At 67.2% G+C, this 21235-nt stretch carries 18 protein-coding genes; 14 read left to right on the top strand and 4 right to left on the bottom strand.

Annotated features, from left to right (window positions below; genetic code table 11):
• Positions 1-138 precede the first annotated feature (138 nt).
• The 10 genes from DM816_RS42410 to DM816_RS10830 all read left to right on the top strand — a co-directional run bounded on the left by DM816_RS42410 (position 139) and on the right by DM816_RS10830 (position 9471).
• Positions 139-786, top strand: coding sequence for an alpha/beta hydrolase (locus DM816_RS42410; RefSeq protein ID WP_162907332.1), 648 nt, complete (start codon positions 139-141; stop codon positions 784-786).
• 51 nt (positions 787-837) lie between these two features.
• Complete coding sequence (locus DM816_RS10870) at positions 838-1449, top strand: hypothetical protein (protein ID WP_117210036.1); 612 nt, start codon at positions 838-840, stop codon at positions 1447-1449.
• 169 nt (positions 1450-1618) lie between these two features.
• The gene (rpsB, locus tag DM816_RS10865; RefSeq protein ID WP_117210035.1) at positions 1619-2434 is read left to right on the top strand and encodes a 30S ribosomal protein S2; all 816 of its coding nucleotides are present in this window, start codon (positions 1619-1621) and stop codon (positions 2432-2434) included.
• Positions 2435-2560: 126 nt separating this feature from the next.
• Entirely contained in the window at positions 2561-3388 is an 828-nt protein-coding gene (gene tsf / locus DM816_RS10860; RefSeq protein WP_117210034.1) for a translation elongation factor Ts, read from the top strand.
• A gap of 275 nt (positions 3389-3663) precedes the next feature.
• Entirely contained in the window at positions 3664-4368 is a 705-nt protein-coding gene (gene pyrH, locus DM816_RS10855; RefSeq protein ID WP_342768694.1) for a UMP kinase, read from the top strand.
• A gap of 35 nt (positions 4369-4403) precedes the next feature.
• A complete protein-coding gene (gene frr / locus DM816_RS10850) occupies positions 4404-4961 on the top strand; it encodes a ribosome recycling factor (protein WP_117210032.1) in 558 nt (185 codons plus the stop codon).
• Positions 4961-5902, top strand: a complete 942-nt coding sequence (locus DM816_RS10845; protein WP_117210031.1) for a phosphatidate cytidylyltransferase — start codon at positions 4961-4963, stop codon at positions 5900-5902. Before frr ends, DM816_RS10845 begins: the two co-directional genes overlap by 1 nt.
• A gap of 76 nt (positions 5903-5978) precedes the next feature.
• A complete protein-coding gene (gene rlmN / locus DM816_RS10840) occupies positions 5979-7199 on the top strand; it encodes a dual-specificity RNA methyltransferase RlmN (protein ID WP_117210030.1) in 1221 nt (406 codons plus the stop codon).
• On the top strand, positions 7196-8281 hold the full coding sequence (locus DM816_RS10835; RefSeq protein WP_117210029.1) for a DivIVA domain-containing protein: 1086 nt from the start codon (positions 7196-7198) through the stop codon (positions 8279-8281). The genes rlmN and DM816_RS10835 overlap by 4 nt, the downstream gene beginning before the upstream one ends.
• A 593-nt stretch (positions 8282-8874) precedes the next feature.
• Positions 8875-9471: a hypothetical protein gene (locus DM816_RS10830; RefSeq protein ID WP_162907331.1), complete on the top strand. Its 597-nt coding sequence runs from the start codon at positions 8875-8877 to the stop codon at positions 9469-9471.
• A gap of 251 nt (positions 9472-9722) precedes the next feature.
• On the opposite strand, the gene DM816_RS10825 is transcribed toward DM816_RS10830, so the two are convergent.
• Positions 9723-9944 carry a DUF2631 domain-containing protein gene (locus DM816_RS10825; protein ID WP_117210027.1) on the bottom strand — a complete coding sequence of 74 codons (222 nt, stop codon included), beginning with the start codon at positions 9942-9944 and terminating at the stop codon, positions 9723-9725.
• Between the two features lie 52 nt (positions 9945-9996).
• Here DM816_RS10825 and DM816_RS10820 point away from each other — a divergent pair, with 52 nt between their 5' ends.
• Together DM816_RS10820 and DM816_RS10815 are read left to right on the top strand one after the other, a co-directional pair.
• Positions 9997-11526 (top strand): Rieske 2Fe-2S domain-containing protein, encoded by a 1530-nt coding sequence (locus tag DM816_RS10820; protein ID WP_117210042.1) that lies wholly within the window; start codon positions 9997-9999, stop codon positions 11524-11526.
• Between the two features lie 60 nt (positions 11527-11586).
• Positions 11587-12765: a S8 family peptidase gene (locus DM816_RS10815; protein ID WP_246001842.1), complete on the top strand. Its 1179-nt coding sequence runs from the start codon at positions 11587-11589 to the stop codon at positions 12763-12765.
• Positions 12766-12851: 86 nt separating this feature from the next.
• Here DM816_RS10815 and DM816_RS10810 read toward each other — a convergent pair whose 3' ends face one another.
• The 3 genes from DM816_RS10810 to DM816_RS10800 all read right to left on the bottom strand — a co-directional run bounded on the left by DM816_RS10810 (position 12852) and on the right by DM816_RS10800 (position 18816).
• Positions 12852-15476 (bottom strand): polysaccharide lyase family protein, encoded by a 2625-nt coding sequence (locus DM816_RS10810; RefSeq protein ID WP_117210025.1) that lies wholly within the window; start codon positions 15474-15476, stop codon positions 12852-12854.
• 61 nt (positions 15477-15537) lie between these two features.
• Positions 15538-16680 (bottom strand): alkaline phosphatase PhoX, encoded by a 1143-nt coding sequence (locus DM816_RS10805; protein WP_117210024.1) that lies wholly within the window; start codon positions 16678-16680, stop codon positions 15538-15540.
• A 69-nt stretch (positions 16681-16749) separates the two neighbouring features.
• Positions 16750-18816: an MMPL family transporter gene (locus tag DM816_RS10800; protein WP_246001840.1), complete on the bottom strand. Its 2067-nt coding sequence runs from the start codon at positions 18814-18816 to the stop codon at positions 16750-16752.
• Positions 18817-18908: 92 nt separating this feature from the next.
• Here DM816_RS10800 and DM816_RS10795 point away from each other — a divergent pair, with 92 nt between their 5' ends.
• Positions 18909-19562 carry a TetR/AcrR family transcriptional regulator gene (locus DM816_RS10795; protein ID WP_117210022.1) on the top strand — a complete coding sequence of 218 codons (654 nt, stop codon included), beginning with the start codon at positions 18909-18911 and terminating at the stop codon, positions 19560-19562.
• A 141-nt stretch (positions 19563-19703) separates the two neighbouring features.
• A complete protein-coding gene (locus DM816_RS10790; protein ID WP_117210021.1) occupies positions 19704-21212 on the top strand; it encodes a phytoene desaturase family protein in 1509 nt (502 codons plus the stop codon).
• Positions 21213-21235: the final 23 nt, after the last annotated feature.

Raw genomic sequence — 21235 nt, 5'->3', positions numbered from 1 at the left:
GAGAACCGTCGGGCCCGTCTACGGCAACGCCAATCGAGCGTCCATTGTGGAGCTTCCGGGAGCTCTGCCTCACCCCTGGCATGCGCGCCGTCCCGGCATCCCGCGCGGGCACATCCGCTCCATGCCAACCGGTCGCGAGTGGCCAGCGGAGCTACACGTCTACACCCCACCCACGCCCGCAACCGGCCGCTGCCCACCGTCGTGATGTTCGACGCTCAAGCCCGGATGGGCCTTGACGTCACCGCCACGTTCGACAACCTGATCGCCAATGGCCTGGTGCAACCCTTTCTTTCAATTCTCATCGGGTACCCATTCGGCCCACGACGCGTCAAGGGCCTCACCGATCCGGGCATCCACCCACCCTGTCCTACCTGCTCGACGAGCTCATGCCGTGGGCCGTGGCCGAGCTCGGCGCCACCGCCGACCCCGCCCGCACCACACTCGTGGCCAGAGCCTTGGCGGTCTGACAGCGGTGGCGTGGGCGCTGCGAGCCTGCACCGCTTCGGCAACGTGCTCGGCCAATCCGGCTCGTTCTGGTGGTCCAGTGACGGGCACGGCCTGTCCGGCGCGGACGTGATCGCGTCGATCGACGGCTCCATTCCGGTGCGTTTCCGGCTCGAAGCCGGAGCGCTTGAGCACACCCTCCTCGCGGGCAACCGCGACCTGGTCGCCAACCTCACCAAGCACGGCTTCGACGCCCAATATCGCCAGTACCCGGGCGGCCACGATTTTGCCTGCCGGCGCGGTGGTCTGCCGGACGGTCTGGGCGTGCTGATGCGGCCATGACCGGCCCCCGCAACTTGCGAGGCCCATTTGGGCTGGCGTACGTTTTCGCCCGTGGACCGACGCGATGACTACGGAAACTGGCCGGACGCCGGGCGCTCGGATCGATGGGCCTACGACGAGGAGACACGGGTCCCGTCGCCGCGTTCACCGGGCTACTCCCGCGGCCCCCGCTCGGGTGAGCCCATGCCGCCTCCGCCCGCGCCCGATCCGCTGTACGACCCGCTGCCGCCCCAGTCGATGTATGCGCCCAACTCGGCGCCACCACTCTCGGCCCCGCCAATGCAGCAACCGCCGCCGCAACAGCCACTGCAGGAGCCAACGGGAGCCGTGGACGCTTCCGCACTGCGCCGCTCCGTCAGCCAGACCGACGGGCTGTACCGCAGCCGCAAGCCCATCTTCATCGTGGTCTACGCGGCGATCGCAGGCGTCGGCGAACTGCTCATGTTGCCCCCGTTCTTCAAGGGATTGCTGACCGTCAACGCGCTGGCGCCACTGCTCGCCATGATCGCGTTTCCGCTGCTGGCCATCGGGATGTATGGGCTGGCGACCGGGGCCGCGACCGCCGTTCAGTTCCAAGGCCCGCGCGTCTGGCTGCGTACCCCCCTCGTCTATATCCCCATCGCCCTGGGCCTGCTGGTCGCCGCAGGCACCGCAGTGGTCTGACGTACACTGGTTGCTGGCGACCGCACGGTGCGGTCGACCTCGCGCGCCCTCCCGCCCATTCGGGTGGGCGGCCTCCCTGGTCCCGCTCGCGCGGGCCACATCAAGGCCGCGGGCGCTAGGCGGTGGCCGCCCGGCCACCGGGACAACCAGGGAGAAGGACTACCAGACCATGGCTGTTGTCAGCATGCGCCAGTTGCTGGAGAGCGGTGTCCACTTCGGACACCAGACTCGCCGGTGGAACCCGAAGATGAAGCGCTTCATCTTCACCGAGCGCAACGGCATCTACATCATCGATCTGCGCCAGACCCTCGATTACATCGAGAAGGCTTACAGCTTCGTGCGCAACACCGTCGCCGAGGGCGGCACCGTTCTGTTTGTGGGGACCAAGAAGCAGGCTCAGGAGGCGGTCGCCGAGCAGGCTTCGCGTGTCGGCATGCCCTACGTCAACCACCGCTGGCTGGGCGGGATGCTCACCAACTTCCAGACGGTCTACAAGCGCCTTCAGCGGATGAAGGAGCTCGAGGCGATGGATCTGACGGGCGCCACCGCCAACTACACCAAGAAGGAGGCGCTTCAGCTGTCCCGCGAGAAGGACAAGCTGTCGCGCACGCTGGGCGGTCTGCGTGACATGTCCCGCACCCCGGCCGCGGTTTGGATCGTGGACACCAAGAAGGAGCACATCGCCGTCGACGAGGCCCGCAAGCTGAACATCCCGGTGATCGCGATCCTCGACACCAACTGCGACCCCGACGAGGTCGACTTCCCGATCCCGGGCAACGACGACGCCATCCGCTCCGCCGAGCTCCTGACCAAGGTCATCGCGAGCGCCGTCGCCGACGGCCTGATCGCCCGCTCCGGCAAGGCCGCCCGTGGGGGCGACGTCAAGCCCGAGCCGGGCACGGTCGCCGCCGACGAGCCGCTGGCCGAGTGGGAGCAGGAGCTGCTCGCCCCGGCCGGGACCGCCGACCAGCAGGCCAGCGAGTAACCCGCCGGATCCGATCAGCGGCACAGACGAGTGACGGGCAGGTCGTGGAACTCCGGCCCGAACGAGTGACGCGCGGGTCGCGCAATCGCGGCCCAAACGAGTACAAACCGAGATTAAGAGGAACTCATGGCTAACTTCACAGCCGCCGACGTCAAGCGGCTTCGTGAGCTGACCGGCGCCGGGATGATGGACTGCAAGAAGGCCCTGGAGGAGTCCGAGGGTGACTTCGACAAGGCGGTCGAGCTGCTGCGCATCAAGGGCGCCAAGGATGTCAACAAGCGGGCCGGGCGCTCCACGGCCAACGGCCTGGTCGCCCACTACGGCAGCGCGCTGCTTGAGCTGAACTGCGAGACCGACTTCGTCGCGAAGAACGCCGACTTCATCGCGCTGGCCGACCGGCTGGTCAAGCACGTGGCCGAGGTCAAGCCCGTGGACAACGAGGCCCTGCTCGCCTCGAAGTTCGAGGGCTCGACCGTGGCCGACGCGATCCAGGAGGCGTCCGCCAAGATCGGCGAGAAGCTGGTGCTCAACCGGTTCGCGGTTGTCGACGGCCAGCTCGCGGTGTACTTGCACCGCAAGAGCCCCGACCTGCCCGCGCAGGTGGGCGTCATCGTGGCCTACACGGGCAAGAGCGATGAAGCGGGCGAGGCCGACGCGCGCGGCGTGGCGATGCAGATCGCCGCGATGCGCCCGAAGTACCTGACCCGCGACGAGGTGCCGGCCGAGACGGTCGAGTCGGAGCGGCGCATCGCCGAGCAGACCGCGATCGAGGAGGGCAAGCCCGCCGGGGCCGTCCCGAAGATCGTCGAGGGCCGGGTGAACTCGTTCTTCAAGGACTTCGTGCTCGTCGAGCAGGCCTCGGTGACCGATCAGAAGAAGACGGTCGGGCAGGTGCTCAAGGAGGCCGGCCTTGAGGTGACGAAGTTCGTGCGCTTCGAGGTCGGTCAGGCGTGATTTCCCGGTAGCGGGTGAGGTTCAACGCTTCGCGAGAAACCTCACCCGCGCCCAAGAGCACGGCTTCGCCTGAAGAAACCAGAGCCGCGGGTGCTCGGCACGGGAGCCGGCGACAGGAACCTGTAGAAACCAGAGCAGCGCGAGCCCAGGCAAGCAGCCAGCGAGTCGAACCGCTGCCGGAAGGCGACACGGGCGTAAAGGGGAGGTCGTGGTGTCACGGCCTCCCCTTTGGCATAGGGTCTGGCGTGACGCGGTGAAAGGTTGGTGATGGGCCCTTGTTCAGGCGAGTGGTGTTGAAGCTGTCCGGTGAGGTCTTCGGCGGCGGGGCGGTCGGAGTCGACCCCGACGTGGTGGGGGCCATCGCGCGCCAGATCGCCGCCGCGGTACACAAAGGAATTCAGGTAGCGGTCGTTGTCGGCGGCGGCAACTTCTTCCGGGGCGCGGAGCTGCAGAAGCGGGGCATGGACCGGGCCCGTGCCGACTACATGGGCATGCTCGGCACGGTCATGAACTGCCTGGCGCTGCAAGACTTCCTCGAAAAGGAGGGCGTCGAGACGCGGGTGCAGACGGCGATCACGATGGCCCAGGTCGCCGAGCAATACATTCCCTTGCGCGCCATCCGGCACCTGGAGAAGGGGCGCGTGGTGATCTTCGGCGGGGGCGCGGGCATGCCATATTTCACGACCGACACCGTCGCCGCCCAGCGGGCGCTGGAGATCCGCGCGGATGTGGTGCTGATGAGCAAGAACGGGGTGGACGGGCTGTACACGGCCGATCCACGCCGCGATCCCGACGCCGTCAAGCTCGACAAGATCACCTTCTCCGAGGCGCTGCAGCAGGGACTTCAGGCGGTCGATGCGGCGGCCTTCAGCCTCTGCAGGGAGAATGGGTTGCCGATGCTCGTCTTCGGGGCGGAGGGGGACGACATCGGGCGCGCCCTGAGCGGTGAGAAGATCGGCACGCTGATCACCACCGCCTGAAGCAACGGAAAAACACGAGAGAGTGGGAGAGGCCCGTGATTGAGGAGACGCTCCTCGAGGCCGAGGAGAAGATGGAGCGGGCGGTCGAGCACGCCAAGGAGGACTTCGCGGCGATCCGCACCGGCCGGGCCAATGCGGCGATGTTCTCGAAGATTATGGTGGATTATTACGGTACCCCGACGCCGCTGCCGCAGATGGCATCGATCAACGTGCCCGAGCCACGCATGGTGATCATTAAGCCTTACGACGCCTCCCAGCTGGGCGTCATGGAGCGGGCGATCCGCGATTCGGACCTGGGCGTCAATCCCGGCAATGAAGGCACCATGCTGCGCATCGTGGTCCCGCCGATGACCGAGGAGCGCCGCCGCGACATGATCAAGGTGGCCCGGGGCAAGGCGGAGGACGCACGGGTGGCGGTGCGCAACATTCGCCGACGTGCCAACGACGAGATCCACAAGCTGGTCAAGGACGGCGGCACGGGCGAGGACGACGGCCGGCGGGCGGAGAAGGAACTCGACGACCTGACCCACAAATACGTGGCCAAGGTCGACGATCTGCTTAAGCACAAGGAAGCCGAGCTGCTCGAGGTTTGATGGCCATCGATGACGCTGACCGGGCGCGGCACACTCGGCGCGACCGGGGGCACCTGCCCGACCCCGCCCAGCCGGGCGGCGCAGGCCCCGGGTCGCACGCCGCGCCCGATCCCGCACCTCCTCCCGACTACGGCCGGGCGGGCCGCAACATTCCCGTCTCCATCGCCGTGGGCCTGGCCCTGCTCTCGGCGGTCCTCGTCCCGCTGTTCTTCTTCAAGGACTTCTTCGTCATCGTGCTGGTCCTGGCCGCCGGTGTGGGGGTCTGGGAAATGGTCCGGGCGGTACGAAGCAGCGGCGCGCAACCCCCGCTGCTGCCCCTGCTTGGCGGGGCCGCCGCGATCCTCGCGCTTGCCTGGTGGTCCGGGGTCGAGGGCCTGAGCACGGGCCTGCTGATCGCCGTGCTGGCCACGCTGGTCTGGCGGATGGGCGACGGCCCGGCCGGTTACCAGCGCGATGCCGGCGCGGCCGTGCTGATCCTGGTCTATGTGCCCTTCCTGCTCGGATTCGCGGCTCCACTGACCACACCGGACGATGGGATCTGGCGGATACTTGTCACTCTCATCGCCGTCGTGCTGTCCGACACCGGCGGTTATGTCGCGGGCGTGCTGCTGGGCAAGCACCCGATGGCCCCGTCCATCAGCCCGAAGAAGTCGTGGGAGGGGTTCGGCGGCTCGATCCTGGCCACCGGCGCGGGCAGCGCGGTCCTGCTGTGGCTGTTGCTCGATGTCGCCCCGTGGCAGGGCGCGATTTTCGGTGTGGTGGTGTCGGTGGCCGCGGTCCTCGGTGATCTGACCGAGTCCCTGCTCAAGCGGGATCTCGGCATCAAGGACATGAGCAACCTTCTCCCCGGGCACGGCGGTCTCATGGATCGGCTCGACTCAATCCTGTTTGCCGTGCCAACGGCGTACTTGTTGCTCTCCGTGTTCGCGCCGACGAGCTGAGTAATGCGTGATGTCGGTCCTTCTTGCGGACTCGGGGGCTGTTGTTGGTGACCGAACGTGGGACACTGGATCGGTCATGACGACTTTGCCTGTAGTCCCGCTCACAGTGGGTGATGAAACGCGCGCTCGCCGTGCAGCCATGCCGCCGCGGCACCTGGCCGACATGGACCTCACCGAGCGTCGCGTCGCCGTCTCCGCAGCAGGGGAGCAGGCGTTCCGCGCCAACCAGCTGTCCAATCACTACTTCGGGCGGCTCGAGCGCGACCCAGACGCGATGACCGACATCCCGGTCGCGTCCCGGCGGCGCCTCGCCGAGCAGATGCTGCCGCAGCTGCTGCGGCCGGTGCGCGAGCTCGCGTGCGACGACGGCGAAACCCGCAAGGCGTTGTGGCGGCTTCACGACGGGTCCCTCGTCGAGAGCGTGCTGATGGGTTATCCAGACAGGGTGACCGTGTGCATCTCCAGCCAGGCTGGGTGTGGCATGGCATGCCCCTTTTGCGCGACCGGCCAGGCGGGCCTGACCCGCAACCTGTCCACGGCCGAGATCGTGGACCAGGTGGTTTACCTGGCGGGGGTGGCCGCCTCTGGGGCCATGGGCGCTGGATCGCCGCGGCGGCTGTCCCATGTGGTGTTCATGGGGATGGGTGAGCCGCTGGCCAACTATTCACGGGTCATCGCCGCGGTTCGCCGGCTGGTCGAGCCGGCCCCGGCCGGGCTCGGGCTGTCCGCGCGCCATCTCACGATCTCGACGGTGGGACTGATACCAGGCATAAGAAAGCTTATTGAAGAGAATCTTCCGGTGACGCTGGCCCTGTCCCTGCATGCCCCCGACGACGAGCTGCGCGATGAGCTCGTCCCGGTCAACCAGCGGTGGAAGGTCGCCGAGGTGCTTGACGCGGCATGGGACTATGCCGCTGCGACAGGGCGCCGGGTCAGCATCGAATACGCGATGATCAAGGACGTCAATGATCAGCCGTGGCGGGCCGATCTTCTCGGCCGACTGCTGGCGGGGCGGCTGGCGCACGTCAATCTGATCCCACTCAACCCCACCCCGGGGAGCCGCTGGGACGCCAGTCCCAAGCCGGTCGAGCGGGAATTCGTCCGGCGCTTGCGGGAGGCCGGAGTCCCGACTACGGTGCGTGACACAAGGGGTCGGGAGATTGACGGTGCGTGTGGTCAACTTGCGGCTAGTGAGGGTGAGGACATGAGCGAGCGCTCGCGCGAGCGAATCACGAGATTGGGATTCGCTCATGCCAAGGCCAACGGCGATTCCGGAGCTTGCGGAGGAGTGGCATGAGCTCAAGTCATGGGCAACGCTTCCGTAGGCGTGCTGTGCGCCGCGGATACAAAGTGGACGAGGTCGATGTCTTCCTGGATCGGGTGGAGGCGACCCTCAACGGCACCCCGCTCGGTCCGCCGGTGACCGCGCAAGACGTGCACGACGTGGTGTTCCGGGTGCGCTTCGGTGGCTACGACGAGTGGCAGGTCGACCTGCACCTCGACCGCGTGGAGCGGCAGCTCGCCGACCTGGAGGAGCGCAGCTCCGGGCCTGGCGTCGGCGCCCAGCTGCGCGCGGCCATGAGCAGCCCGATGGAGCGGGGCGGCCCTCCGCCACCGCCGCTGCCCACGCGCACGCCCAACGCAAACGTGCAGACCAGCACCATTCCGCGCTACGACCAGCAGGCGTTCGATGCGCCGCCACCGCTGCCGCGCCGTGACGAAATGCCCCGCCGTGACGAAATGCCGCGCCGCGAGGAAATGCCGCGCCGCGAGGAAATGCCGCGACGCGAGGAAATGCCGCGCCGTGACGAACTCCCGCGACGCGACCAATACGCGACCGGCAGCTTCGCCGGGCTAGGCTCGCCGGCCGAGCCACCCGGCGGATCGTTCCCCGGCTTCGGCCCACCGTCACCGCCGCCTCCGAGCCAGCCCGACATCACGGGCGAGATCCGCTCCATCCGCAACGACCCCTACGGCTCGGGCGGTTACGGGCAGGTGGCCCCGGCCTCGCCGCCCTATCGCGACCCGGGTCCGAGCCGCGGCTACGACGCGGCCACGACGGGCGCGTTCAACACCGTGACATCCGGGCCGGGATACGGCGCGCCGCCGGCACCACCGTCCGCCCCGGCGGGCGGAGCCGAGAGCCAGCGGGTCGACCAGCTGCGGCGCACGTTCCAATTGCGTCGGTTCGGCAGTGGATACGACCCGGGGCAGGTCGACCGGCTGTTCGACAACGTGCTCGGCGCGCTGTCGGGGCGTGGTGGGATGAACGAGTCGGAGCTCGATCCGTCGCGGCTCAATTTGGTGCCGGGAGGGTATTACGAGGCTGAGGTGGATCAGGCGATACGGGAAGTGCGGGAGATCTTGCGGGCTCGGTGAGTGGGGGTGAACCGTCCCGTCGGCTGGGGGTAAACCCTCGGCTTGGCACGGTGGTGGCGTCGGGGGATGTCCGTTTGAGGACGAGGGAAGAGCGTTTTTAGTCCTCAAAACGGACATCCCCCCGACGCTTTAGTGAGCTGCGGGTGGGCTGCCGCCGTCGGGACGAGAGCTGGGGGCGTGGCTGCGGCGTACCTTTTCGGCGCACTTCCCGGACCGGCTTACTGACGCTGTCTGTATCCGCCATGCCGCGCTATCCGTCTTGGCTTACTGGCTGTGTTGGACTGCTGCCTGTGCTGAATCGTTGGCTGTCCTGAATCGCTGGCTGTGTTGGACTGCTGGCTGTGTTGGCTTCTGCCCGCGGATTCGGTGCTGTGGTGATGGCTGACACGGGTGTGCTGTGGCGTTTCTGTGTGCACTCATTTGCGTCGACCTGCGGGCTGACTCTCCGAATATCTCGACTGATGTGAATGGGTTTCGTCGGGCGACACGTCACTGAGTGTGTTCGGTGCCCAAATCATCTGCTTTTATGCTATTCGTGCTGATAATTCGTTGGTGGCACTTTGTGTCGCTTCGGATCGCATACGGGGGAACCATTGAATACTCGACCAAGCAATTCCGAGCAGCAGGGCAAGCAACACGCGATGCGGCGGGCCGCGCTGGCGGCGACCGCGGTGCTGGCGAGCGGCGGCGCGATGTCGCTGGCTCTTGGGGTCGGCGTGGCGGCTGCGGCGCCAGCCCCGCCGCCTAGGCTAGTCAGCGGAAACGTGGCCAACTGCGCTCAGGCGGGCCTCGCGGGTTCGGTCATTCTGGAGGGAGTCGGCGATGCGAGCAATGCGGCCGGCTCGGGCGATGTCTCGGACGACGGACTCTTCCTGGACGTGACCATCAACGCTGGCTTTACCGCCACCGGAGTCGCCGTCAAGGGTGGCCCGAACACGAATGTCTACGATGGACCGTTTGTTGGCCCGACGAGCATCGAGGGCATGCGGGCACCCAATAACGAGGGCGGGCAGCAGCCGACGATCAGCCACTGGCTCGTCTGCGGGCAGCCCACCGTTCCCACGGGTGCGCCGCGCACAGGTGGCGGTGGCAGTCAGGGCCTGAACATGCTGGGTGCGGGGGCCCTTGCCGTGGCCGCAGGCGGTGCCGTGACCCTGCTCGTCCTGCGCCGGAGGCGGGCGCTCGGCTAGATGAAGCCACGCGTGGTGGGCCGCGATGACAGCCGCCCTTTTGCCGGCCGCCTGGGGGGCACTTGGCACCTGCTCCCCGGCTGGCCACCGTGGCCTGCCTGCCGGACCACCCGCCAGTCTTTCCCGAGAACCACACAGCGGCGGGGCCGACGGTGACGCCGGCTGGCTGCTCCACCCCAAACGATGTTGCGGTGGCCCCGTTCGAAAATGAACTTGGCAGCGGGGGCATGAGAGGGCGAGGCCCCCTGGGGTCAGTCTTTGAGGCCGTTGCGGCGTTGGACGGCGTCCACGATCATGACGATGGCGATGAGCGCGGCGGTGCCGATGAGCCAGGGTGCGCCGGTGTTCACCTCGTTGTTGCCGAACAGCATGAGCAGCAGCGAGACGATGATGACGACGCCTGCGATGCGGTACAGCTTGATCGGTGTGGGTTTGTGCTGGTCAGGCGACGTGACCGGTTCTTCCGATGCCACTGGAGGTCCTTTCCGGGTGCGTGTTTCCTTTGGGTAGCGTAGAGCAGTGCGAATTACGGGTACCGGTCACGCCAGCATGCGCATCGACACCCCCGCAGGGTCCATTCTGTGTGATCCGTGGGTCAACCCCGCGTACTTCGCGTCGTGGTTTCCGTTCCCGGATAATTCGCAGCTGGACTGGGAGGCGCTGGGGGACTGCGACTATCTGTATGTCTCGCATTTGCACCGAGATCATTTTGACGCCGAGCACTTGAAGCGGTTCGTGAACAAGCGCGCGACGGTGTTGCTGCCTGAGTATCCGACGTCACAGCTGGAAGACGAGCTGCGGGATGTGGGGTTCACGCGGTTCCTGAAGACCCTGAGCGACGAGGTGCACGAGCTCGACGGCGGGCTGAAGGTGATGATCCAGGCGCTCGTCTCGCCCACGGACGGGCCGATCGGGGACTCGTCGCTGTGGGTGGAGTACGACGGCGTGCGGCTGTTGAACCAGAACGATGCGCGGCCGGCCGACCTGTCGCGGTTTGCCGAGTTGGGGCACGTGCACGCGCACCTGCTGCAGTTTTCGGGCGCCATCTGGTACCCGATGGTCTATGAATTGCCCGAGGCGGCGAAGACGGCTTTCGGGAAGCAGAAGCGGGACCGGCAGTTTGACCGCACCTTTAGATATATCGACGATCTCAAGGCCAGTTGGGTGTTTCCGATCGCGGGGCCGCCGTGTTTCCTGGATGAGGAACTGTGGCGGTTCAACGACATTTTCGGGGAAGAGGGGAACATCTTTCCGGATCAGTCGGAGTTCGTGAAGGAATATCCGGGGAGCAATGGTGTCGTGCTGTTGCCCGGGAGTGTGGCGACTTTGACGGCGGACTCGTGTGAGACGGCGCATCCGACTGATCTGGAGGCGTTTTTCGCCAACAAGGAGTCGCATCTGAAGGCCTATCGGGAGCGCCAGCGCGCGGTGATCGAGCGGGAGAAGGCGTCGTGGGCGCACCCGGAGATCGATGTGCTGGCGGGCATGAAGGCGCAGATCGAGCCGCTGCTGGACGAGTCGGTGTACCTGGCCAAGGGCGTGGGCGGGCCGGTGCGATTCGACCTCACCGATCCGGGTGGCGAGGTGGTCGAGTCGATTCTGGTGGACTTCCCGGGCAAGGAAGTGCGGCATGCGGCCGATGAGAAGGTGCGCTATCGATTCAAGACGCAGCGGCGGCTGATTGAGCATTTGCTCTATGTCGGGGAGGGCGACTGGGTCAACTCGTTGTTTTTGTCGTGCCGGTTCTCCGCGGCCAGGATCGGGCAATACAACGAGTTTGTGTACGCGTTCTTCAAGTGCCTGTCCGAGGAGCGCCTGCAATATGCCGAGGGTTGGTACGAGTCGCAGCGCCCGGACGCCGAGGACATCGTGATGGGTGGCTGGAAGTTCCAGCGCCGCTGCGCGCATCTGAAGGCCGATCTGACCCGGTTCGGGATTGTCGACGGCGGCACACTGACCTGTCAGCTGCACGGCTGGAAGTGGGATCTCGCGAGTGGACGGTGCCTCACGAGTGTCGGTCACGAGATACGGTCGGAGCCCGCGCCGCAAAGGTAGCGGTTAGTCATATCTTCCGATATGTTCCTCTTCAATATCCATTGAGGGGAGGAACAGTCAGTGGGTCGTATCAAATCCGTTGCCGTATCCGTCGGAATGGCGGCCGCGCTCGTGGGCGCGTTCACCGCACCGTCGGCGGCGACAGCCGCACCGCTGGGCGAAATCCTTGGGGTGCAAGGCGAATCCGTGCCGGGCGAGTTCATCGCCGTGTTCAAGTCGCAGGTGAACACGGGCGTGGCCGACCGGAACGGCGCCACGGTCGCGCGGACCTTCCGCAGTGTCAAGGCGTTGCTGTTCCGCGGCTCGGACCTTGCGGCGCAGCGCGTCGCGGGCAGTGAGGGCGTGGCCTTCGTGCAGCGCAACCTGATTCACCGCGTGCAGGCCTCGCAGTCGCCCGCGACGTGGGGCATCGACCGGATCGATCAGCGCAACCTGCCGCTGAACAACACCTACAACTACAACCGCACGGGCGCCGGAGTAAAGGCGTATGTCATCGACACCGGCATCCGGGTCTCGCACAGCGAGTTCGGCGGCCGGGCCGTGCACGGCTTCGACGCCATCGACGGCGGGACGGCCGACGACTGCAACGGCCACGGCACGCATGTCGCCGGTACCGTCGGCGGCACCACATACGGTGTCGCCAAAGCGGTCACGCTGGTCGCGGTGCGCGTGCTGAGCTGTGAGGGCAGCGGCACCACCGCACAGGTCGTCGCGGGCATCGACTGGGTGACGGCCGACCACGCGGCGGGCGCACCGGCCGTGGCCAACATGAGTCTGGGCGGCAGCGCCGACGCGGTGCTCGACGAGGCCGTGCAGCGGTCCATCGCCGATGGCGTCACCTACGCGATCGCGGCGGGCAACGGCATCCTGGGCCTCATCGCGGAGAACGCGTGCAACAAATCCCCGGCGCGCGTGCCCGCGGCGATCACCGTGTCCATCACCAACAACACCGACACCAAGCCGTCGTGGGGCAACCGCGGTTCGTGCGTGGACATCTTCGCGCCGGGCTTCAACATCACGTCGGCGTGGATGACCAACGACTCGTCCACCAACACCATCAGCGGCACGTCCATGTCCACGCCCCACGTGGCCGGGGCCGCCGCGCTGTATCTGCAGGCGAACCCGGGTGCGTCGCCGGCGGCGGTCGCCTCGGCGATCGTGAGCAACGCGACGACCGGCGTGGTCAAGTCACCCGGTTCGGGTTCACCCAACCGGCTGCTGTACACCGGTAACTTCTGACGAAGAGCCTGGTGCTGGCCGCGCGCGCCTTGTGCGCGGCCGGCACCAGTATCCCGAGCCCGATGACGGGAAGCATCCGAATGAGTTTAGTTGATCTCCAGTCGGATGGCATCGTAGGCGGCCGTGTTGTTGCCCAGTCCGGCCGGCGTGTTTTCGTTGATCCTCAGGGTGATTTCGTTGCCGGTGAGCCGGAGCGCCGACGCGTCGAACGTGAACTCCCTGCGATAGAACCGTCCGCCGCAGCCGCTGCGATACGTCGCTCCACGCGCGTCGTCAGGCTGGAACGTCCAGACCAGGGCAGTGTGCTCGTTGACGCGGATGGTCAGGTTGCTGGGCTGGGCCGGGACCGAGCGGGCGGTGTCCAGCGACCACGCGGCCAATCCGACCGTCAGGGTGGCGCTCTGCCCGGGCAGCGGGGCCTGGTCGAGGTCGAACCGGATGCGCCACGGCGCCTCCTGGCGCACCGCGAGAACCCGGCACACAAAAGGCGCGGCCGAAGGGTGGCTCACCACGATCTCGATCGGCTGGTGCCGCCGGGTGAGCTGCACGGTGTGTGGTTGATCGCTCGCCACGGGAGCCCCATCAATGGTGATCGGTGCGTTGTCGACCGAGGCAGCGGTCAGGGTGAGCGACGTGACGTCGTGCGGAAGGTCCAATGTGTATTCCGTCTGCCGCCGCCGGAACGCCGGTTCGAGCGCGAATCCCCGCACGGACAGGGCCGACAGGGCAGAAACCGGCACGTCCGTCGACATCACCTCGACGGCGTTGACCCGCCCGTCCTGGGCGAAGCGCAGTCGCAGCCGTCCATCGTCGACCCGTGTCACCATCTCGTGGATGGCGTACTCGCCCGTGGCCGACGTGAGCCGGCCCTGCGGCACGTCCTGGACAGTCAGATCCGTGTTGTTGCCGGCGATGTGATCGCCGGAGATCACGGTGACGTGGTACTCCCCGTTGGGCACGTCGACCTGGAAGGTGTATCCGTTGCCGACGGTGAAGTCGCGCCGAATGTCGTCGGGCGCGCCCCGGTCGCGCGAATCGACGGCGCGGTCCAAACCGTAGCCGAGCGCGGTGGAGTACAGCGTCGTGTTGGCCACGCGCGTGTAACCGTCCGCGACCGGGCGTGACGCGCTACCGAAGTCGAACAGCCACACACCCGTCGTCGGGGCCGCAGGCAGAAAGGCCGGTGACACGGGAGCCACCCGTTGGAACTGCAAATAGTTCCAGTCCTGTGCGGTGCTCTGGCCCACCGTGAAGACCACACCGTCCGGAAAGTCCCCGTGGAAGAACCGCTCGGTGCCCCACTGGCGGAACTGAGATCCTCGCCGGAACTCCGCCGAGATCCGGTTCGGCGTGCCGATCTGGAACACGGTCCGCCCGTTGCGCACCGGCTCCCACCGCACGTCGGGCAGGCGGGTCGTGCCATTCGCCTCGACCACCACGTCGTCTCGGATGTGCTCGCCCCAGACTCCGGGCCGATAGATAGTCAGCCGGTACCGCCCGGGGCGCACATTCCGGATGGCGAAGTGGCCCGCGGGATTGACGTCGGCCCAGTACGAGTAGCCGAGCGCCGCGCGCTGGAAATCGAGCCCGTTGTCGGACAACACCGCCACCGCACCGGCCATGTGAGCCGCGTCCGGTATCCGCACCCGACCGACCACATTGGACCGTTCCCGCGACGTGGCCCACCCGGCCAGGCCAAGCCGGTCGTAGAAGTCCGCATGTGCGTCGCACGCCGCGTACTGCATGGCCTCGGCACGCATCTGTGCGACGTCATCCCCACGACTGAAATACAAGAAGTACGGCCCGTACGTCTTCGACCATGCCTGCCCGGCCGCCACCTGCACCGGGGGCGAACCGTAGTGCGTGGCCTGCGGTTCGACCAGCAACACGGGCATGGACGAGGTCTGGTGCAGCGTGAGATCCTGCCGCACCGGCCCGCCGCAGAACGCCTCCCGATTGGGCAGGACCGCCCACACTCCATACCCATTGCCGTAAAGCCCGTGCAGCACATGGTCTTTCATGTACACGGCCCAGTCGTACTTGGTGTAGTAGCGGCGCGGATAGGCCGAGCCCACCCCGTCGAGGTCGTGCGTGGCGTCCATGACCATCGGCCCGCGTCCGAGCTCGCTCGGCGTGGGCATCCGCGCCGCGCCGGCCCGCCACGGCTCGCCGATCGCGTCCTCCTCGACCCACGCGTGGGTGAACAGCTCCCGGTTGGCGTAGAACACGTAACGGTGCTGATCGGAGCGGAACCCGTGCAGCTGAGCCGGATGGTCGAACACCGTCGCGAGGTGGATGCCGGGCTCACCTGCCCGGATGATGTGGTGCCGCTCCAGCCGGAACGGCGAGTCGTTGCTCGGGCTGAACCGGAACACGATGTCGACGAAGTCGTCGCCACGCCGGATCTCGTGGGTGTTCTGCACGGGCGGCAACGGCAGCGCGCCGCCCTCGCGGACGTTGTTCATGTCGTATACGCCGCGCCCGCCGTTGCCGACCAGGTTTTGACCTTCGAAGATGATGGACGTCGCGCGCGCCGGCTGTGTCTTGCTCACCGTGAGCCGGACGGGTCCATTGTCGACGGTGATATCGGTGTCGGTCTCGATGACCTCAAGCGTGCCTGTGGCATGTGCCGCGGTGGGAGCAGACAGGGGCACGATTGCGCCCGCTGCCGTGCCAACGGTGAGGCGGTGGAAATCTCGTCGGTCCAGCAAGGCCTGCTCCTCACACGCGCGTGAGACGTTTCAAGATCCTATGAGCGCGTTGACGATCATGTCAACTCCTGAATGGACCCGTCACCTCGTACGTGATCCCGCCCCACGCCTGGCCCGCCGTCCCCCGCTGGGACGAGAAATACAGCCGGTTGCCCGCCGGGTTGAACGCCGGCCCGGTGATCTCGGACGAGCCCTGGTTGAGGATCCGCAAGAACGGCGCGACCTCGCCGGACGGCGTGATCACGCAGATCTCCATGTTGCCGCCGTCCTCGGCGACGAACAGGTCACCGGACCGCGAGCCGGTGATGTTGTCCACGCCCGACAGGTCGCCGCCGCCGTTGTACGCGAGATCCAAAGTGGACGCTGCCGTGTTGTAGGACCAGACCCGGTTGTCGCCCTTCGTGGTGAAGTAGACGATGCCGTTGTCGTACCAGCAGCCCTCCCCGCCGTCGAAATGCTTCGCCGCCGCGACCTGTTCGCGCGTCGCGACCGGGAAGCCGTCGCGGTCGGGGATGTTCTGCCACGTCACCGGGCCCGACTCCAGATCGGCCGGCGCGCACAGCACCTGCAGTTGCCCGGTGTTGAGGTCGCCCCACACGTCCGGAACGAACCGGTAGAAGCAGCCGTCGCCCTCGTCCTCGGTCATGTAGACCACGCGCTGCACGGGATCGCACGCGGCCGCCTCGTGCTTGAACCGCCCCATGCGCGTGCGCTCGCGGGCCGACTGCACACCCCACGGGTCGGTCTCCATGACCCGGCCTAGCTCGATCTCCTCGCACGACAGCCAGGTGTTCCATGGCGTGGCGCCGCCCGCGCAATTGAGGTTGCTGTTGGAGAGGATTCGGTACGCCGATTGGATCGCGCCGTCGGCCGCGAATCGGATGGCGGATGCCCCGCCGAACAGCGGGATTTCGGAGTTGGACACATAGATCCATCCGCTGCCGTTGGCGAAGCACGCGCCGCCGTCGGGCGCCCAGTGCCAGCTGTATGACGTGCCGCTGACCCGCTGCCCGGACCGCGCGATCACCCGCGAGGTGAAGCCCGCCGGCAGCTGGATGCCGTTGCCGTCGGCGGGTTGCAGCGGGCCGTACGGGCTCGCGCTGACCTGCGCGGGCCCGCCGAACGCGCCCCTCCACAGGGCTCCGGAGAAGGCGACCGCACCCGCGCCGACGACGCCCGCCCGGAAAAGATCTCGACGTTCCACAGTGAACCTCCATGCCCATCGATATATCGAGGGATGTTAACCGATGGGCTGGAGGTAGTAGTGAACTTTCTATGACTCGCGGATGCCAAATCGTTGATATGTCCAGGCGAGCGGCCTTGGCGCCCACCAGTTCCACTTGCCAAGCAGGCGCATGGTCGCGGGCACCAGAAGCGTGCGCACCAGCGCCGCGTCGACCGCGATGGCCACGACCGTGCCCACGCCCAGCAGCTTGATGGTCGCGGTGCCACCCGTGGCGAATCCGGCCACCACGATGATGAGCAGCAGCGCGGCCGCCGTGATGATCCCGCCCGTGCGCTGCAGGCCAAGCGCCACGGCGTGGGTGTTGTCGCGCTTGGCATCCCACTCTTCACGCACCCGGGACAGCAGGAACACCTCGTAGTCGGTCGCGAGCCCGAACAGGATCGCGAGCATCAGCACCAGGTTGGAGGGCTCCAGGAACCCGGTGACCGTCACCCCCAGCCAGTCGGCGAGGTGCCCGTCCTGGAACACCCACACCACGACGCCGAACGACGCACCGATCGAGATGACGTTCATCAGGATCGCTTTGAGCGGCAGCACCACCGAGCCGAACGCGAGGAACAGCAGCACGAACGTGCTGGCCGCGATGAGCAGGAGCATCCATGGCAGGCGGTCGCCAAAGGCCTGGATCTGATCGACGTCCGCCGCCGACCTTCCGCCAACCATCATCTGGGTACCGGCCGGAGCCTCCAGCGACCGGATGTCGCCCACAAGTTCCCGCGCAGCCTCGCCCGTCGCCTCGCCCGCATAGCTCACCCAGAGCAGGGTCGCGTCACCGCGCTGCGCGGTGACCCGCACACCCGTGGCGCCGTCGAGCCCGTCGATGCGCTGAGGTAGGTCGCCCACGGGCCCGTTCACCAGCACGGTGATCGGATAGCCCCCGCCCGGGAAGTCCTTGACCAGCCGCTCGCTGACCTCACGCGACTCCGTGCCGTCGGGGAGCACGCGCTCGTCGAACCCGCCAAGCTCGAGGCGCAGGAACGGGGTCGCGAGCGCGAGCAGCAGCGCGGTGACGCCGACCGCGTAAATCACGGGGCGGCGCATCACGCTGCGGGCCAGTTTCGCCCACCCGCCACTGTCCTGATTGGACTGGACACCGGACAGCGCGTGCACCTCGACCGGCCGCGCGGCCCGAGGCAGCCGCACGCGCAGCGAGTTGACCCGGGGCCCGAGCACAGCCAGCAGCGCCGGCAGCGCGGTGAGCGCGGCCACCATCGCCACGAGCACGGCCGACATGCCGCCCCACGCCATCGACTTGAGGAAGTCCATGGGGAACACGAGCAGGCTCGCCAGTGCGAGCGCGACGGTAAGCCCCGACACAAGCACCGTCCGCCCGGCACGGGCCAGCGACGCCACCACAGCGTCCGATGTGGACAGTCCATTGGCCAGCTCCTCCCGGAACCGCGACACGATGAACAGCGAATAGTCGATGGCCATGCCCAGGCCCAGCATCGTGATGATGTTGATGGCGAACACCGACACGTCGGTCACCTGCGCGAGCAGCCGCACCGTGGTGAACGCGCCGAGCACCGCCAAAATGCCGACCAGCAGGGGCGTCAGTGCCGCGACAACGCCCCGGAAGATGAAGATGAGCAGGATCAGCAGGATCGGCAGGCTGATCAGCTCGGCCTTGGTGATGTCCTCGCTGATCTGCTTGTTCGCGTCGTCGAGGAACGGCATGAGCCCGCCGATCTGGGTCGTGGCCGGTGGGTCGGCCGCGAGCAAGGGCCGGATCGCTTCGAGGTCGGCCAGTTTGGCGTCTTCGGCACCGTCGCGCAGCTGGATCGCCAGGTAGACCGAGCGGCCGTCGTGCGACGGTGGTCCACTCTGGACGGTCGCGACCTCGGCCCGCCCCTCCAGGCGCGCGGCCACGGCCTGGGCCGCGAGCGCGGGATCGGGGGCGGTGTAGACGGCGACGATGTCGACCTCCTGCGGGCCCACCTGCGCGGTGATCGCCTCGCGGGCGCGGCTCGACTGGCTGCCGGGATCGTCGAAGCCGCCGCTGATCAGGTCGTTGAACACGCCACCGCCCCAGGTCGCGCCGATCGCCACGACACCGAGCGTCAACACCAGCACGAGCCACCGGAACCGCACCACGGCACGCCCTAACATAAAGTCCCCCAAGCAAAGTAAGCTGGCTGAGCTAACACTGGTTAGATTAGTGAACACCGTTAACGCGAAGGAAGCTTGTGTCGGATAGGTCACAGCGTCGCCGCGAGGCCACGCTCGCCGAAATCAAGGCGGTCGCGCGGCAGCACCTGGTCGCGGGCGGTCCCAGCAGCATCTCGCTGCGCGCGATCGCCCGTGACATGGGCATGACCGCGCCGGCGCTCTACCGCTACTACGCCAGCCTCGACGCGCTCGTCCTGGATCTGTGCACCGACCTCTACACGGAGCTGCGCATCGCGTGCGAAGCGGTGCGCGACGCGGTACCGGATGGGGTTATCGAAAAGCTGCATGCCATGGCGCGGGAGTTTCGGCGCTGGGTCTTGGCCCACCCGGCCGAGACCGCCCTGATGTTTGGGCCGCCGCTGCCCGGTGTGAACCAGTTCATCGACGGATGCAACTCGCTGCAGGATGCGGGGCATCGGTTCGGCCGGATCTTCACCGATCTGATGGTCGAGCTCTACCGGCAGGGGCGGCTGCCCGACGTCCTCGTGGACCTCCCGGCCCACGAGGATCTCCCGCCGAGCGTGACGGCGCTGTTCCTCAAGGGGTGGACGCGGCTCTACGGTGTGATCATGGCTGAGGCGTTCGGCCATCTGAACTGGGCGCTCACCGACGCGACGGCGCTGTTCGAGTCCGAGCTGGCCGACATGACCGCAGATCTTCGCTCGCGCTAAAGCGACTCGCCGGCAGCTCAGCCTTTTGGCCGGCATCTTCCCTTCCGATCTTGACCACTTCGTGGATCAAAGATCGCTCAGTCCAGACGCCGGCGGCTGAGCTGAGTCGTTGGTCAGTAGAAACGAGTAGGCTGCGTCGGTATGACCCCTGATGTTGTGATCATTGGTACCGGGCACAACGGCCTGGTCAGCGGCATCCTGCTGGCGCGGGCCGGGCTGCGCGTGACGATGCTGGAGGCGGCCACCGTGATCGGCGGCGCGACCCGCACCGAGCGGCCCTTCCCGAGGGTGCCCGAGCTGCAGCAGTCGACGGGGTCCTATCTGCTGGGCCTGATGCCGCCGGAGCTGATGCGCCTGCTTGAGGTCGAGATTCCGGTGGTACGCCGCGACCCGCACTACTTCCTGCCGACGTCCACGTCTCGCTATTTGCTGCGCGGCTCGCAACGGATCGACAACGGCATCTACTCCGATGCCGATCGCAGGGCCGACGATGCCATGCAGGCGGAGCTGGCCCAGTTGCGCGAGGATCTCGCGCCGGCCTGGCTGGCCAATCCCGGTTCGGTGGAGGAGACGGCCGAGCGCTACATCCGGCCTTCCCTCCGGCAGACGTTCGTCGATCTCGTGCGCGGCAGCGTGCTGGATTACCTCAAGCGGTTCGATTTCGAATCAGAACTGCTTATTTCCATGTACGCGGTGACCGACGGCTTGTCGGGCATCAACGCCGGTCCCGACGACCCCGGCACGGGCCACAACTTCCTGGTGCACAACATGTGCCGGCTGCCGGGCGCCGACGGCACCTGGATGATCACGCGCGGCGGGATGGGGACGGTGTCGCGCATGCTCGCCGACAAATTCCGTTCGCTGGGCGGGGTCATACGCACGTCGGCGCGCGTCGCCGGTCTGTCCACATCGGATGGTGTGGTGACGGGAGTCGTGCTGGACTCCGGGGAGGAGATCGACGCGAAGGCCGTGCTCGGGGCGTGCGACCCCTACGAGCTGATCCGCCTCGCGGGAGACGCGTTCCCGGCCCCGCTGCGTTCGCACATGCTGGCGCGGCAGCGCACCGGCACCACGCTCAAGGTGAACCTCGCCCTGTCCGGGTTGCCGCGCTTCACCTGCGACCCGCCCGGACAGGTGTTCGGCTCGACCATCCACCTGCTGCCCGGCTCCGACGGGGACCAGCCGCTGGCCCGCCTGCGCCGGATGTGGGCCCAGGTCCAGGCGGGGGAGCTGCCCGACGAGCCGACGATAGAGTGGTACCTGCACACCACCGTCGATCCGTCCCTGTCCGATGCCGCGGGTCACCACTCCAGCGCGCTGTTCGTGCAGTCCGTCCCCTATGGGGTCGAGCTCGGGTCCTATGTGGACAAGCTGCTGTCCATTTGCGACTATTACGCGCCCGGCACGTCCTCGTTGGTCGCGGATTCCTTCACGCTGACGCCGCAGGGCATCGAGTCGCACTTCGGCATCACCGGCGGGCACATCCATCACGTCGACAACACCGTGAGCTTCAACGACCGGATGCCCTACTTCACCGGGCTCGCCGGGCTCTACGCGGGTTCGGCGGGCTGCCACCCGGCCGGATCGGTAATCGGGGCAGCGGGTCACAACGCCGCCCAAGCGATTCTTCAGGACCTGCCCGCTCACTGAGCCCGGACTTCTCGCATCGCCGC

The organism is Allorhizocola rhizosphaerae (assembly GCF_003426775.1).
Taxonomy (GTDB): Bacteria; Actinomycetota; Actinomycetes; order Mycobacteriales; family Micromonosporaceae; genus Allorhizocola; species Allorhizocola rhizosphaerae.
Note: the sequence above shows the minus strand (reverse complement) of the source record. Positions and strands in the feature narration are given on the sequence as shown.